We start from the raw sequence: 14,411 nt of genomic DNA, 5'->3' as shown, positions 1-14,411 counted from the left end.
GTACTTTCCTGCCATGAGTCCCGCCGCCCCGCACCGCGTCGTCGCCCTGGTCCACGCGCCCCAGTCCACCTTCGAACTCGCCTGCGCTGCCGAGGTGTTCGGGATCACCCGGCGCGGCATCGCCACACGGTACGCGTTCGGCGTGTGCGCGGAGCGGCCCGGCCCCGTGGCGACGCGCGCCGGGTACGACATGGCCGTGACCGAGGGCCTCGACGCGCTCGACCGCGCCGACACCGTGGTCGTCCCGGGCTGGACGCCGACGGACGAGGCCCCCTCCCCTGCCGTGACGGACGCCTTGCGGCGCGCGCACGACCGCGGCGCCCGCCTCCTCAGCATCTGCTCAGGCGCCTTCGCGCTCGCGCACGCGGGGCTGCTCGACGAGCGGAGCGCGACCACGCACTGGGCCCTCGCCGACGAACTGGCCGCGCGCTTCCCGGCGGTCCGGGTCGATCCCGACGTGCTGTACGTCGACCACGGCGACGTGGCCACCAGCGCGGGGGCGGGCGCGGGCGTCGACCTGTGCCTGCACCTGGTCCGCGCCGACCAGGGCGCCGCGTACGCCGCGCACGTCGCGCGGAACATGGTGATGCCGCCGCACCGCGAAGGCGGCCAGCTCCAGTACGCGGCGCCCGCCCACCCCGCTCAGTTCGACGGCTCTCTCGCGCCGCTGCTCGCCTGGGCGGCGGAGCGCCTCGGCGAGCCGATCGGCGTGGACGACCTCGCGGCGCGCGCGGGCGTCTCGGCGCGCACGCTGGCGCGGCGCTTCACCGATCAGCTCGGCATCAGCCCCGGTCAGTGGCTGCTCGGCCAACGGATCGGCGCGGCACGGGAGTTGCTGGAGTCCACCGACCTGCCCCTGGACGCGGTGGCCAGGCGGTCGGGGCTGTCCTCGGCGACGAATCTCCGCAGGCGTTTCCTGCGCGCAGTGGGGACGACACCCGGCGGCTACCGCCGAGCCTTCCGCACCACCGCCGAGGACCCGCATCACGCCCACAACTACTCTGCGTAGTCAGCAAGTTGACCTACCATCAGCCCCACATCCGCTCCAATCTCCCCGCCGAACGAGGGTACGAACGGCGCTGAGCGGGAACGATGGACGTATGACCTCGGTGCCGCCCAGGACCCCGGTGGCGTCCGGCGCCGGTCTTCGTACGCCGCGCCACCTCCCGTTTGACTACTCTCTGTTAAGGAGACAGGACACTGCTGGACTGGGAAACGGGCACCGCCGACTTCACCTTCGGCCTACGCCACCGCGTGGTGAACGGCACTGATGTCCTTGCGTTCTGGGGCGAACTCGACGCCTGGGCCGACCAGGAGCTCACCCCCCGCGTGACGGCACTCCTCGACCGCGCCGGCCCTCGGGTCGTCGTGGATCTGCGCGACGTGTCGTTCATGGACGCCGGCGGCCTGCGGCTGCTGGTCCGGATCCGACGGCAGGTCACCGGGAACGACGGCACTGTGTGGCTCGTCCCCGGCAGCGCCCGCAACTGGCGCCTGCTGCGGATCACCTCCCTCGACCAGGCCTTCACGGTCCCGGCCTGCGCGCCGGTCCCCTGTGGGCGGACGGGCGCGAGAAGCGGGTTCCGCTGACCGCCCCGGATCCGGGGAGCACCGGACGGGAGGCTCTTGGCACGTGCGGCACAGGAAGCCCCGGCGCATGAAGCGACGCGCCCGGGGCACTTGGCATCCATGAGTCTCCCTGCGGTGACAACGGACGGAAAGCGCCTGGCCCGGCGCGCGGCGAAGGGCCGCGGCGTCGCCGCGGTCGCGCGTGCCGGGTTCGTCGGGCGCGGAGTGCTGTACCTCCTCATCGGCGCGCTGGCGCTGCGGATCGCCTTCTTCGACGACGACGGCCGCCAGGCGGACCGCGGCGGCGCCCTGGCCGAGCTGGCGGAGAAGCCGCTCGGAGCCGTGATGCTGTGGCTGCTCGGCGGGGCCCTGGCGGGGATGGCGCTGTGGCGGCTCTCGGAGGCCTGCTTCGGGCAGGCGGGCCCCGACGGCGGCAAGGCGAGCAAGCGGGCGATGTCGGGCGGACGTTTCTTGTTCTACGGCTTCGTGGCGTACTCCGTCCTGGCGTTCGCGGCGGGCGACGAAGGCAGCGGCAGCGGGTCGAGCGACCGCCAGACCAAGGACGTGACGGCCAAGGCCCTCGACTGGCCCGGCGGTCAGTGGATCGTGGCCGCCGCGGGCGCGGGGGTGCTCGGCGCGGGACTCTGGATCGCCGGGCGCGCGCTGCTGCGGAAGTTCCGCGAGCGGCTGCGGACGTCCGAGATGTCGCGGCGGGTGCGCCGGGGTGTCGACGTCCTCGGGATCGTCGGCGGCACGGCCAGGGGCGCGGTCTTCGCCGCCGCCGGCGGCTTCGCCGTCGTCGCCGCACTGCGGCACGAGCCCGGCGAGGCCAAGGGGTTCGACGACACCCTGCGCTCCTTCGCCGACACCGGCGGCGGGCCCTGGCTGCTCGCCCTGATCGCCGTCGGCCTCGCCGCCTTCGGTCTCTTCTCGTGGGTGAACGCGCGCTGGCGCAAGCTCTGACGCACACCGGAACGAGCGTGGCCGCGAGCGGGAACGAGCAGGACCGCGGGCCGGACAGGACCCGGCCGGATCAGACCGGCGTCGGGAACACGAACCGCACGCCGGTCCGCTCCTCGGACACCTCCCACAGCCGACGGCCCGTCTCCTCGTCGGCCGCGCCGGGGGCCAGTTCCACCCGCTTCGGTCCGCCGCGCAGCTCGCCCATGCCGTCGGGGCCGATGAACTCGCCGCCCCGCACGCCGAGGTCGGTCGCCGCGTAGAGCTGCGACCGCGCACCGGCGGCCGGGCTCTGGGCGAGGAGCGGATTGCCGATGCGGCCGAGCAGCACGCTCCACAGGCCGGTCGGACCGTCGTGCTGCAGATTGGTCGCGGTGTAGCCGGGGTGGGCGAGGACGCTGCGCACGGGGCTGCCGACGCCGGTCAGGCGCCGGTGGAGCTCGTGGCCGAAGACGGCGTTGGCGAGCTTGGACTGGTTGTAGTACGCCATGGGCCTGTAGCCGCGCTCGCCGTCGAGGTCGTCGAAGAAGAGGCGCGCACGCCGGTGGTTCACCGAACTCACCGTCACCACACGGGAGTCGGGCCCCGGGCTCAGCGCGTCGAGCAGCAGGCCGGTGAGCGCGAAGTGACCCAGATGGTTGGCGGCGAACTGCAGCTCGTGGCCCTGCGCGCTCAAGGAGCGCGGCGGCGCCATCACCCCGGCGTTGTTGACGAGGACGTCCAGGCGGGGATGGTCGGCACGGAGCCGGTCGGCGAAGGCGCGGACGGATGCGAGGTCGGCGAGGTCGAGGCGGCGCACCTCCAGACGGGCGTCCGGCCACTGCCCGGCGATGCCCTTCACCGCTCTGCGGCCCTTCTCCTCGTCGCGTACCGCGAGGATCACGCGCCCGCCCCTGCGGGCGAGTTCACGGGTGGTGGCCAGGCCGAGACCGCTGTTGGCGCCGGTCACGACGAACACCCGGCCGGTCTGGTCCGGGATCTGATCGGTGGTCCACTGCTGCGTCATGCGGCACATGCTGCCTTCGTTGGCACTGAGTGTCAATGCGATCCCAAGTGCCATCAAGAGCATGAAGTGCAAGGCGACGTGTACGATGGCCGGATGAGTTCCCGACCTCAAATGACCCTGGCCGAGCGCAAGCGCCGCCTCGTCTCGGACGAACTGACCGAGTCGGCGCTGCAGTTGCTGGCGCTCAAGGGGTACGACGCGGTCACCATCGACGAGATCGTGGCCACCGCCGGCGTCTCGCGGCGCACGTTCTTCCGGTACTTCGCGTCCAAGGAGGACGTGGTCGTCCAGTTCCTGGCCGACATGGGCGCCGGCATGCGCGCGGAGCTGGCGGACCGGCCCGGCGGGGAGCGGCCGTCGGCGGCGCTGCTGCACGCGGTCCGGGTCCCGCTCGCCGCCTGCTCCGACCACTCCGACCGGGCGCTGCGCGTGGTGCAGCTGATCCTCGGCACGCCCGCCCTGCTCGCCCGCTTCCTGGAGCGCCAGGCGCAGTGGCGGGACGAGCTCGCCGCGGAGCTGGGCGACCGCACCGGCCTCGACCCCGGCACGGAGCTGTACCCGCGCCTGGCCGCCGGGATGGCGCTCAACGCCTTCGACGCCGTACTCCAGCGGTGGAGCGCGAGCGACGGCACCGAGGACCCGGCCGACCTCCTCGACCGGGCCTTCGAAGTCATCTCCCCCGCGCTGGACCCCGTCGAGACGCGGTAGCCCCGGCCGGCCGACGGCGGCTGGGCAGCCGGGCTCCGCCGGGGAGAAGTGACCGAGCAGTGCGGGGACCCGGTGGTGTTCGGGTGGATCTACTGGCCGATGGTGGCGGGCGACCACACCGACGCGCAGGCCTGGATGTAGTCCTCGGTGAAGCGCAGGTGGAAGACGTACTCCTGCAAACTGAGGGTTCGCCCCTGCCTCATTCCGCGCACACCGCGCGTGCGCGGGCCCGTCGCGTGACGGACCCGCGCACGCGGGACTCGCTCAGGACGTGCCGAGCGGTCTCAGACGACCGCGCCCGTCCCTCGCTCCTTGCGCCTGCGCGCCTCCAACGGGCTGTATCCGTCCGGCACTTCCCTCGTGCGGCGGCCCCGCGCGGGCGGCGGCGCCGGGTTGCGGTGCTCCAGGGCTACGGCGATCGGGACCGCCGTGAAGACGGTCGACGCCATGCCGACCACGACCCCGGCGATCAGCGCCAGCGAGAAGTCCACGAGCGAGTCGCCGCCGAGCACGGCCAGCGCAGCGAGGATGAACAGCGCGCCCATGCCCGTGTTCACGGTGCGCGGCAGCGTCTGTACGACGGCCCGGTTCGCGGTGGCCGCCAGGGCGCGGCGCGGATCGCGGCGGCGCACCTCGCGTACGCGGTCGAAGACGACCACCGTGTCGTTGACCGAGTAGCCGATCACGGTGAGCAGCGCGGCGAGGAAGACGCTGTCGACGGGCTTGCCGAGCCAGGCGAAGAGACCCACCACCAGCAGGACGTCGTGGACCATCGCGGAGACGGCCGCCGCCGCGAGCGTCCAGCGGAAGCGCACGCTCAGATAGATCAGCTGGGCGGCGACCGCGATGCCGAGGGCGATCAGCGCCTTCTGCCGCAGTTCGTTGCCGAGGCTCGGGCCGATCTGTTCGTCGCGCTCGACGGTGACGGTGCCGCCGGGCTTCGCCAGGGCGTCCTTGACGCGCTGCTGTTCGTCGTCGGTGAGCCGCTCCGTGCGCACGGTGATGTCGCCGTCCCCGGACTCCTGCACCACGGCGCGCGGGAAGCCCGCGTCCGCGACCGCGCCCCGGGCCGTGTCGGCGTCGACGGGCCTGCTGGTGCTGTACTCGACGAGCCGTCCGCCGGTGAACTCGACGCCGAAGTCGAGACCCCGCACCACGATGCCCGCGACGGCCACGGCGACCAGCAGCGCGCTCGCGCCGAGCCAGCGGCGCCGGTGGCGCACCAGGTCCGGGTCGCGGCGGGCCAGCCAACTGCGGACGCGCCCCGTGGCGGCGATGCCGGTCAGGCCCGGACGCCTGCGGACGAAGGGGCGCCGGACGGCGAAGTCGGCGAGGACCCGCGTGATGACCAGCGCGGTGAGCATCGACGCGAGAACGCCGATGCTCAGGGTGATGCCGAAGCCCTTGACCGGCCCGGTGGCGAAGAAGAACAGCAGTCCGGCGGCGAGCAGCGTCGTCACGTTCGAGTCGACGACCGCGCTCCACGCCTTGGCGAAGCCGGTCCGCACCGGCTTCGCCAGGTCCTTGGACCGTACGCCGAGGTACTCCTCCCTGGCGCGTTCGAAGACGAGGACGTTGGCGTCGACGGCCATGCCGATCGCCAGCACGAACCCGGCGAGTCCGGGCAGGGTGAGCGTCGCGCCGAGCGCCACCAGGGCCGCGTACGAGATGAGGCCGTACAGCGCGAGGGCGAGGGCGGCCAGCGCGCCCATGAGGCGGTAGACGACGGTGATGAACAGCGCGGTCAGGGCGATGCCGATGACGGCGGCCCAGGTGCTCGCCTCGATGGCGTCGGCGCCGAGCGTCGGGCCGACGGTGCGCTGTTCGACGACGTCGACGGGCACGGGCAGCGCGCCGCCCTTGACGAGCGCGGCCAGGTCACGGGCCTCGGCCTGGTCGAAGTTGCCGCTGATCTGGGTGGATCCGCCGGTGATGCCGACGTCGCACGGCACGTCCGGGTTGACGCCGGGAGCCGAGATGACCTTGTTGTCGAGGGTGATGGCGACCCGCCGCTCGGGTGCGCCCTGGGGCGCGCAGGCCGCGTCGCCGGTGATCTTCGCCCAGGTGTCGCCCGCGCCCTTGCGGAAGTCCAGGGAGACCATCCAGCCGTTGAGGGACTGCTGGTCGAGGACCGCCTCGGCGTCCTTGACGCCCTCGCCGGTGAGGGCGGTGGGGCCGAGGGTGAGGAAGGTGCCGGGCCGGTCGGGGTCGGGCAGGGTGCGCGATCCGTCGGCCGCGGGCTTCGCCGTGCCCTTGTCGGGCGTCTCCCCCGTGACCGGGTGGACCGTGAGCTGGGCGGTGCGGCCGATGACCTCGGCGGCCTTGCGCGGATCCTGCACGCCGGGCAGTTCGACGATGATGCGCTTCTCGCCGGAGCGGGCGATGCCGGGCTCGGAGACGCCGAGCGCGTCGACGCGGTGCCGGAGGACCTCCAGGGCGCGGTCGGTGGACGCGGCGTCGGCCTTGACGTCGCGGGTGTCCCGGGTCTCCAGGACGATCTGGGTGCCGCCTCGCAGATCGAGGCCGAGGCGGGCGGATTGGGTGAGCGCGATGTACAGGGACAGGGCGACGGCGGCGAGCGCGACGATCGCCCGCCACACGGGTGCGCGGGACATGTGTTCTCCACGATGAGGGCAGGACTGGGGGACGCGTGACCGGGCGGCGCGGGAGGCGCCGGGTCAGGCGTCGTGAAGGGTCTGCGTGCTCATCGGTGGGGAGGGCCGCGCGGGGCGGCGGACGCGACCGCCCACAGCGGTGGCGCGGGCGCGGCCGAGGGGCGGGGGTCGGGCCCGCCCAGGGTGCGGTGCGGCGCCGTGTCGACGGCCGTGCGCGGCGGGCCCGGCTGCGGTCCCGGGATGTGGGCGTCGGGCCGGTGCGTGACGACGACGTGGAGTGCGGGAATGTCGTGCGGTCCCGGCGCCTTCTCGGCGTGCGCCGTCACCGCGGACGGGGCGAGCGGTCCCTCGCCCGGCGTGCCGTACGCCTGGGCGGACGGGACGAACAGGGCGAGGACCGTGACGACGAACGACAGCGCGGACACGGCCAGGCGCGCGGAGCGGCTCTGTTGCGGCACGCGTACCCCCGTCCCCTCGGTGCTCGTCGGGTGCGCACGGCGTGGCCCCGCCCTGCTCAACGTACCGGGCACCCCGGACCGTTCCGCGTTTCGCGGAAACATCAGATTCCGTGGTCCACCAGGCTGGTGGGCACCACGATCCGGCGCGGCGGGCGGGGCGGGGCGTCGGGCCCGGACCTCCGCTCCGCGAGGCGCGAGGCGAGGAGCCGGCCCGCCGCGCGGCCGAGTTCGTCGCTGTCGTACGCGACGAGGGTCAGGGCGAGTCCGAGCGCGTCGGCGAGTTCGAAGTCGTCGAAGCCGGCGAGGGCGACGTCCGGGCCGCCGGCGGCGCCCAGCGCCCGGATCGCGCGGAACGCGCCGATCGTGTTGCGGTTGTTGGAGCAGAACAGCGCGGTGGGCGGGTCGGGCAGGTCGAGGAGTGCGGCCGCCGCGCGCGTCGCCTCGGCCGGTTCGGTCTGGCCCTGGCGTACGAGACGGGTGTCGACGGCGAGGCCCGCCCCGGTGAGGGCGGCCGCGTAGCCGCGCAGCCGCTCCGTGCCGGTGTGGACGGCGGGCGGTGACCCGATGAAGCCGATGCGCCGGTGGCCCCGGTCCAGGAGGCGGGCCGTCGCGGCGCGGGCGCCGCCGAAGTCGTCGACCAGGACGCAGTCCGCGGCGAAGCCCTCGGGCGGGCGGCTGGCGAGCACCACCGGCACGCCGTCGGACACCGCCGCGGCGAGGTGGCGCTGGTCGGCGCCCGCGGGCACGGCGATGATGCCGTCGACACGGCGGGCCACGAGGTCGGCGACGAGTTCCCGCTCGGCGTCCGGGTCCTGCCCGGTGTTGCCGATGACGGTCTTGAGGCCGTGCTCGGCGACCACGGAGTCCACGCCGAGGGCGAGGCGCGAGTAGAAGGGGTTGGCGAGGTTGGTGACGACGAGTCCGACCAGACCGCTGCCGCGGCCGAGCCGCAGACTGCGGGCGACCTCGTTCGGACGGTAGCCGAGGGCGGCGGCAGCGGCGCGGACCCGCTCGCGGGTCGCGGGCAGCACCTGCGGGTCGTCACGCAGCACGCGGGAGGCCGTCATCGCGCTGACGCCGGCGCGCTCGGCGACGTCCCGCAGGGTGGGCTGACCGCTCTTGGGGTCGCGCCGCGGCCGGCCGCCGTGCGGATCCTGCGGTCCGGGCATGGTGCGGGTGTCCTTCCGTTCCGTACGGCATGGGGGCGCACCGCGTCGGCTCAGGGCACGGCGGCGGCGTGCGCCGCGGCACCCACGAGCGCCGCGTCCGCGCCGAGCGCCGCGACGCGCAGCGTGACCGGAGTATCCCCCAGCCCGGCGCGCAGCGCGGGACGGAGCAGGTCCCAGGAGGCCGCCATGGCGCCGCCGACGACGAGCGACGTCGCGTCGAACTCCCGCAGGAAGGGGGCGAGCACGGCGCCGAGCGTCGTGAACGCGTCGTCGAGGACGTCCCGCGCCCGCCGCTCCCCGGAACGGGCGCGGTCCGCGACGTCGCTCACGTCCAGGGCGCGGTCCGCCACAACGCCGTAGCGCGCGAGGATCGCCCGCCGCGACACCGATTCCTCCAGGGGCCTGCCGCCCGCCGTGATCAGGTCGACGCGGCCCTGCGGGGGCACGCCGGGGCCCTCGCGGCGGACGGCGCCGCCGACGGCGAAGGCCGAACCGACGCCCGTTCCCAGGGTGATGCCCACGCACCGGTGGTGGCCGCGCACCGCGCCCGAACGCCACTCCCCGAGCAGGAAGGCGTGCGCGTCGTTGAGGAACACCGCGTGCCCGGGGCGCGGCCGGATGCCGTCGAGAAGGACCTTCCGTACGTCGATGCCGTAGAGGTCGTCGAACTTGCCGACGCCCCGGAAGCGGGCGATGCCCCGGTCGTAGTCGAAGGGGCCGGGCAGGGCGACGCCCCACGCCAGGCCCGCCGGGGCGGCCAGTTCGCCGGCGCAGCGGACGACGGCGCCGAGGATCTGTTCGGCGCTGCCCCGCGCGTCGAGCGGGCGGCGCACCCGCCGGGCCACCTCGGCCGTCGCGGGGTCGGCGAGGGCCGCGGTCACATGGGTGCCGCCGATCTCCAGGACGGGTCTCATGCGTGCTCGCGGGGCGGTTCGAGCCGCACCAGCGCCTTGACGACCCGGACCGGCCCCTCGCCGATCGCCGCCAGCCGGTAGGGGCCGACCGCCGCGGGCACCGTCAGCGTCTCCGCGTACGACAGCGGGTGCCGCTCCCCCGTCGCCGTGGTCAGCATGACGCCCTCCCCCTCGACCACGTTGAGCACGTGGAAGCGGCCCGCGGTGTCGTCGTGGGCCACGGCGTCCGTCTCCAGGGTGCGGCGCCGCACCTCGTAGAACATCTCCGGGAGCGCGCCCAGGAGTTCCTCGCGCCAGCCCGCGCCCTCGCGCAGCGTGCGCGGTTCCTGCACGAGGTCGCGCGCGACGGCGTCGCCGCGGCGGCCGGTCTCCAGGTTGGCGAGGCCGTGCTCGTACGGGAGCGGGCGGGGCCTGCCGTCGGCGTCGGGGCGCAGCCAGTCGTAGAAGCGCAGGGAGTAGAGGTAGGGGGTGGCGCTGATCTCCAGGACGAGGTTGCCCGCGCCGCTGGCGTGCGGGGTGCCCGCCGGGATCATGAAGAGGCGGCCCCGCTCGGCGGGAAAGGTCATGACGTGGTCCTCGGGGTCCATGGGAACCCCGTCGTGCGCGGCCTTCTCGATCTCCTTGCGGAAGCGGTCCGGGTCGGCGTCCTCGCGCAGGCCGAGGAAGACACGGGTGTCCGGGCCGACGCGCGTCATGTAGTACGTCTCGTGCTGCGTGTAGGACCAGCCGAACCGCTCCTTCATGTACGGCTCCTTGGGGTGGCAGTGCACCGAGAGGTTGCCGCCGCCCATGGTGTCGAGGTAGTCGAAGCGGATCGGGAAGGAGGTGCCGAAGCGTGCGCTGACCCGCGGCCCGAGCATGTCCTCGGGGTGCAGGACGCACAGCAGCTGGAAGGGGATCTCGGCCTGCTGGTGCGCGTGGGTGCCGATGACGACGCCCGCTTCGGGGGCGATGAGTTCGTAGCCGAGGGCGGTGTTGCGCGCGCCGGGGGCGAAGCCGAGCCGCCGCTGGGCCCAGTGTCCGCCCCAGGGCGTGGAGTTGAAGTAGGGGCGGGTGCGCACCGGACGGCGGGCGAGTGCGGCGAGACTGGCGCGCAGGCCGTGGCCGTCGACGTAGGTGGGCCGGTCGCCGTCCTGGACGTCGAGCCAGGCGTCGAGGCGGGGCGCGAGTGCGTCGCGGTGGCGGTCGAGGACGGGCCAGTCGACGTAGAAGAGGCGCCGCAACTCCCCCTTCTCGCGGGGCAGTCCGAGGTTGTGTCCGGTACCGGCGGCGACGGCGGCCTCCGCGTACCGCTTGGGCAGGTCGGCGTACCAGAGCAGGTCGTGCGGCAGGAGCGCGGCGCCGGGGCCGTGGACGAGCAGCAGTTCGTGGGCCGTCGGCGGGGCGGGGCGGGGCAGGTCGTCGAAGAGGTCGCGCAGCGGGGTGTCGGCGAGCCGGCAGTAGTACGGGTCCCGGGCGTCCTCGTCGGATTCGGTGCGGCGGCGCACCTCGGCGGGCGGGGCGTGGTGGGCGCGCAGGTCGAGAGTGCGCACGGTGGTGCCGAGCGCGGCCAGTTCCTCGGTGAGCCGGGCGGCGAGGGCGTCCCAGTCCACCGTCGGGGGCCCGTCGACGGCCACGGTCGTGCGGCCGTGCGGCAGTCGGGCGGCGACGGCCCGCCAGCCGGTGGCGAGGACGGTCCCCGGCGCGGGGGCATAGCGGGGGTCGAGCCGGTACACACGTTCTCCTTCGTGCGGCGTACGGGAACAGTGTTCGGGGCGGTCTTCAGGGACGTACGAAGTGAGCCGAGGAGCGCGCGGAATCCGCGGCGCCGGGGCGGGTGAGGAGGACCGCCGCGGTGCCGAGCGCGGGCACGTCGAGTGTCACCTCGCCGTCCGTGCGGGCGAGCGGGCCGCCGGGCGTGCCGAGGTAGTCGGCACGGTGTGCGGCGGTGACCGGGAAGTGCGCGCGCACGGGGCAGGCCACTGGTTCCCCGGCGAAGGACTGGAGCCGCAGCAGGACCTGGCCGGGCCGGGGCACGGTGGCGCCGACGAGCCGGATCCGCGGGTCGCCGACGTCGGCGAAGCGGTGCCCGTCGCGCGCGCCGCCCGGGAGCCCCCTGGCCCGGACGGCGCGCAGGGGGCGGCTCCAGGCCGCGGCCGTCTGCGGACCGAGGCCGTCGGCGGTGGAGCCGCTGGCCAGGCTGTAGCGGTAGGTGAATTCGAAGCCCTGCTCGCTCGGGAAGTTGGTGTCCCAGAGGTTGTTGTGGATCCAGGAGAAGACGGTGGCGGGTTCGTCGTGGGCCATCGTCCGGGGGAACGGCGCGTAGGGCAGGGCGATGTTGCCGAACTGGACGAGGGGCGCGTCCTGGGTGGACCAGGCCACCGCGAGGCCGTCCTCCTGGAGCGTCACCCAGCGCCGCACGGCCCGCATGTGCAGCGCGGAGCCCGGCACGACGGGCAGGCCGCTGCCGGTGACACCGCCGGAGGCCTCCATGCGGACGGCCGGGTCGTCGAAGGCGAAGGGGAACGCGAAGTAGGCGCTCTCCTTGCCGAGCCGGGCGTCCTTGTCGAGCCGGTTCTCGATGTCGAGGCGGGCCACGCCGTGCGGCAGGGTGAGCGTGGTGCGCAGCCGGTTGGCGCCGGCCGGGCGCGTCTCGTACGTGAGGGACTCGGCGGTGGCCGTGGAGCGCCGCGCGATGAGCGCGGCGGGCGGGGCGACGGCGCGGGCGCCGAGGTGTTCGAGACGGTCGGAGGCCGTGGTGCGGCTGGAGTTGTGGTTGAAGGCGCCCGCGGTGGTGTAGCTGTCGTGGACGTAGCCGTTGAAGCCGACCATCGCGTCCGCGCGGACGAGTTCGCGGCCGGTCCGCTTGTCGACGACGGAGGCGACGCAGGCGCGCGCGAGGTCGACGCGGACGGCGAAGTGCTCGTTCTCCAGGAGGGTGGGGTCGGGGTGCGCGAGCGCCTCGGCGGCGGACTCGGCGGGGTCCTCCCGTTCGGTGCCGCCGGTCGGGTTCCAGCCGGTGGCGGCCTTGACGCCGGTGGTCCGCGTGTCCTCGCAGGCGTCGTCGGCCGCGGTGACGACGTCCAGGCGGACCGTACCGGCAGCCGGTACGTCGTCGACGCGGACCAGCAGGAAGCGTCCGGCGTCGCGGTGGTCGTCGTTGGTCTGCTGCTGTTCCTCGTGGGTCAGCGGGCGCCCGTCGCGGGCGTCGAGGACGGTCACCCGCCGCGCCAGGGGCACGGTGCTCTCCGGCAGGAAGACACGGACGACGTCGGTGCGCGGCCAGGAGCAGGTGTTGACGACGTGGTACGTGGCCGCCGCGTCCGGCGAGGCCGCGAGCCGCTGCCCCAGGCGGGCGCTCGCGCGGGCCAGCAGCGCCTCGCCGTCGTCGTGGGCGCGCATCGCCTGGCCGTACTTCCAGTGCCACTGGTGCTCGCCGGAGTGGCCGCCCTCGTCGCCGTGGGTCCACGGGTCGCCGGCGCCCCAGGTGTGCTCGTCGAAGAGCGACACCGCCTCGTAGACCCCGGCGGCGTCCGCGCTGTCGTCCTCGGCCCCCGTGGCGCCGAGGAGGGCGGCGAACGTGCCGATGGTCTGGGCGTCGGCGACCACGGACTGGGCGGTCCTGGCCAGGGACAGCGGGCGCGCCCCCGACCCGACCCCGTCGACCCACCAGTCGGTCCAGTCGCCCTCGAAGGTGCGGATCTCGCCGCCGAGCCGGGTCTCGGCGTCGGTGAAGAAGTCCTCGTTGCGGGAGAGCCGCAGCTGCGGATAGGCCCAGGTCTCGTTCCAGCGGCGCACGGTGTCGGCGATGATGCGGCGCGGCGGCGCGTTGTCGCCGAACTTGCCCTGGACGCGCAGGTGGAGCACGTCCCAGGGGTAGGGCTCGCGCTTGACCTCGGTCTGGTCCATGGCCCAGCCGAAGATGCCGCCCCGGTAGGGGTAGGGGTTGGTCGCCAGGGAGGTCAGGTAGGCGGGCAGCAGGTCGTCGACGTCGGCGTAGGCGGTGTCGAAGCCGAGCAGGGGGCCTTCCATGTAGGCGAGGCCGTGCGGGGTGTCGGTGACCCACACCAGGACGCTGTTGCCGCTGGGGGCACGCCACCGGAAGAGGCGGGGCAGCTTCTCGCCGCCCACGAGGTGGGGCACGGAGCGTCCGGCCCAGTTGTGCGCCACGGAGAGGTACTTGACGCCCGCTGCCGCGAGCGCGTCGACGAGTCCGACGACGGCGCCGGGCACGTCGGTCTGCATGGCGGAGGTGAACTCGACGCCGTGTTCGTCGCGCACCTCGCGGGCCAGGCGCAGGAGTTCGTGCAGTTCGTCGGTGGAGCAGGTCTCGGTGTGCAGGTTGAACGGCAGCGCGGTCAGCTCGATGCGGCCCTCGCGGACCCGGCGCACGAACTCCTCGACCTGCTCGGCGGGGCGGGCCCGCGCCCACTGCCGGAAGGACCACAGCGACTCGACGCACCAGCGGAACCGTGACTCGGCGGGCCAGTCGTCGGTGGCGCGGGTCAGCTCCAGGCAGGAGTCGAGGAACGACAGGTGCTCGGCGAGGACGCGGCCCTGCGGATCGGTGTAGCCGATGTCCAGGTGGGAGTGGTGGACCAGGTGCAGGGTCCACTGGCGCTGCGGGGTCAGCGGTACGTCGATGCCGTCGCGCGCACCCGGGAGGCCGACGGTGACGCGGGTGGCGGACTCGACGGCGGGCAGCAGGAGCCGCACCGAGCGGCCGGGCCCGGCGACACGCTCGCAGCGCAGGGCGGCGCCGGACTCCGTACGTACGCTCAACTCCGCCGGAATCACCGCGCCGTTGACGGGCTCGACGCACAAGGACTGCAGGAGCGTGCCGTCGTCGGCGCGGCGCAGGAGGGGCTCTTCGGTCAGCCGCAGCGTGGTGCCGTCCGTCAGGCCGCCCTCCGCACTCACCACACTGGAGCGCAGACTGTCGCGTATCCGGTCGTTGTCCCAGTCGGTGGTGCGGACCAGTGCCCGTGTCGTCATGCGGATCGCTCCCGGGGAAGGCGGTGTGGTCGGGTCAG

Annotated in this window: 11 protein-coding genes; 4 read left to right on the top strand and 7 right to left on the bottom strand. The window is 74.2% G+C overall.

Annotated elements, in window-relative coordinates; translation table 11 throughout:
* The first annotated feature begins 13 nt into the window (after positions 1-13).
* The 3 genes from AB0L89_RS32995 (at position 14) to AB0L89_RS32985 (ending at position 2,532) form a co-directional block, all read left to right on the top strand.
* The gene (locus tag AB0L89_RS32995) at positions 14-1,009 is read left to right on the top strand and encodes a helix-turn-helix domain-containing protein (protein WP_365149328.1); all 996 of its coding nucleotides are present in this window, start codon (positions 14-16) and stop codon (positions 1,007-1,009) included.
* Positions 1,010-1,254: 245 nt separating this feature from the next.
* Positions 1,255-1,590, top strand: coding sequence for an STAS domain-containing protein (locus AB0L89_RS32990; RefSeq protein ID WP_365149325.1), 336 nt, complete (start codon positions 1,255-1,257; stop codon positions 1,588-1,590).
* 99 nt (positions 1,591-1,689) lie between these two features.
* Positions 1,690-2,532 (top strand): DUF1206 domain-containing protein, encoded by an 843-nt coding sequence (locus AB0L89_RS32985; RefSeq protein ID WP_365149322.1) that lies wholly within the window; start codon positions 1,690-1,692, stop codon positions 2,530-2,532.
* A gap of 70 nt (positions 2,533-2,602) precedes the next feature.
* On the opposite strand, the gene AB0L89_RS32980 is transcribed toward AB0L89_RS32985, so the two are convergent.
* Positions 2,603-3,535, bottom strand: coding sequence for an oxidoreductase (locus AB0L89_RS32980; RefSeq protein ID WP_365149319.1), 933 nt, complete (start codon positions 3,533-3,535; stop codon positions 2,603-2,605).
* Between the two features lie 93 nt (positions 3,536-3,628).
* Here AB0L89_RS32980 and AB0L89_RS32975 point away from each other — a divergent pair, with 93 nt between their 5' ends.
* Positions 3,629-4,243 (top strand): TetR family transcriptional regulator, encoded by a 615-nt coding sequence (locus AB0L89_RS32975; protein ID WP_365149316.1) that lies wholly within the window; start codon positions 3,629-3,631, stop codon positions 4,241-4,243.
* 284 nt (positions 4,244-4,527) lie between these two features.
* Here the strand turns inward: AB0L89_RS32975 and secD are convergent, their stop codons facing one another.
* The 6 genes from secD to AB0L89_RS32945 all read right to left on the bottom strand — a co-directional run bounded on the left by secD (position 4,528) and on the right by AB0L89_RS32945 (position 14,373).
* Positions 4,528-6,858, bottom strand: a complete 2,331-nt coding sequence (gene secD, locus AB0L89_RS32970; RefSeq protein ID WP_365149313.1) for a protein translocase subunit SecD — start codon at positions 6,856-6,858, stop codon at positions 4,528-4,530.
* Between the two features lie 89 nt (positions 6,859-6,947).
* Positions 6,948-7,316, bottom strand: a complete 369-nt coding sequence (locus tag AB0L89_RS32965; protein ID WP_365149310.1) for a hypothetical protein — start codon at positions 7,314-7,316, stop codon at positions 6,948-6,950.
* 101 nt (positions 7,317-7,417) lie between these two features.
* Positions 7,418-8,485, bottom strand: coding sequence for a LacI family DNA-binding transcriptional regulator (locus AB0L89_RS32960; RefSeq protein ID WP_365149307.1), 1,068 nt, complete (start codon positions 8,483-8,485; stop codon positions 7,418-7,420).
* Positions 8,486-8,535: 50 nt separating this feature from the next.
* Entirely contained in the window at positions 8,536-9,399 is an 864-nt protein-coding gene (locus AB0L89_RS32955; RefSeq protein ID WP_365149304.1) for an ROK family protein, read from the bottom strand.
* A complete protein-coding gene (locus AB0L89_RS32950) occupies positions 9,396-11,114 on the bottom strand; it encodes a hypothetical protein (protein ID WP_365149301.1) in 1,719 nt (572 codons plus the stop codon). The genes AB0L89_RS32955 and AB0L89_RS32950 overlap by 4 nt, the downstream gene beginning before the upstream one ends.
* A 46-nt stretch (positions 11,115-11,160) precedes the next feature.
* Positions 11,161-14,373 (bottom strand): alpha-mannosidase, encoded by a 3,213-nt coding sequence (locus tag AB0L89_RS32945; RefSeq protein WP_365149298.1) that lies wholly within the window; start codon positions 14,371-14,373, stop codon positions 11,161-11,163.
* Positions 14,374-14,411: the final 38 nt, after the last annotated feature.

The sequence above is a fragment of the Streptomyces sp. NPDC052114 genome, assembly GCF_040680155.1.
Classification (GTDB): domain Bacteria; phylum Actinomycetota; class Actinomycetes; order Streptomycetales; family Streptomycetaceae; genus Streptomyces.
Note: the sequence above shows the minus strand (reverse complement) of the source record. Positions and strands in the feature narration are given on the sequence as shown.

Excerpts from the sequence above, each read along its gene's own strand:
- AB0L89_RS32995 (WP_365149328.1), top strand. The coding sequence starts at position 14 with ATGAGTCCCGCCGCCCCGCACCGCGTCGTCGCCCTGGTCCACGCGCCC.
- AB0L89_RS32985 (WP_365149322.1), top strand. The coding sequence starts at position 1,690 with ATGAGTCTCCCTGCGGTGACAACGGACGGAAAGCGCCTGGCCCGGCGC.
- AB0L89_RS32980 (WP_365149319.1), bottom strand. The coding sequence starts at position 3,535 with ATGACGCAGCAGTGGACCACCGATCAGATCCCGGACCAGACCGGCCGG.
- AB0L89_RS32975 (WP_365149316.1), top strand. The coding sequence starts at position 3,629 with ATGAGTTCCCGACCTCAAATGACCCTGGCCGAGCGCAAGCGCCGCCTC.
- secD (WP_365149313.1), bottom strand. The coding sequence starts at position 6,858 with ATGTCCCGCGCACCCGTGTGGCGGGCGATCGTCGCGCTCGCCGCCGTC.
- AB0L89_RS32960 (WP_365149307.1), bottom strand. The coding sequence starts at position 8,485 with ATGCCCGGACCGCAGGATCCGCACGGCGGCCGGCCGCGGCGCGACCCC.
- AB0L89_RS32955 (WP_365149304.1), bottom strand. The coding sequence starts at position 9,399 with ATGAGACCCGTCCTGGAGATCGGCGGCACCCATGTGACCGCGGCCCTC.
- AB0L89_RS32945 (WP_365149298.1), bottom strand. The coding sequence starts at position 14,373 with ATGACGACACGGGCACTGGTCCGCACCACCGACTGGGACAACGACCGG.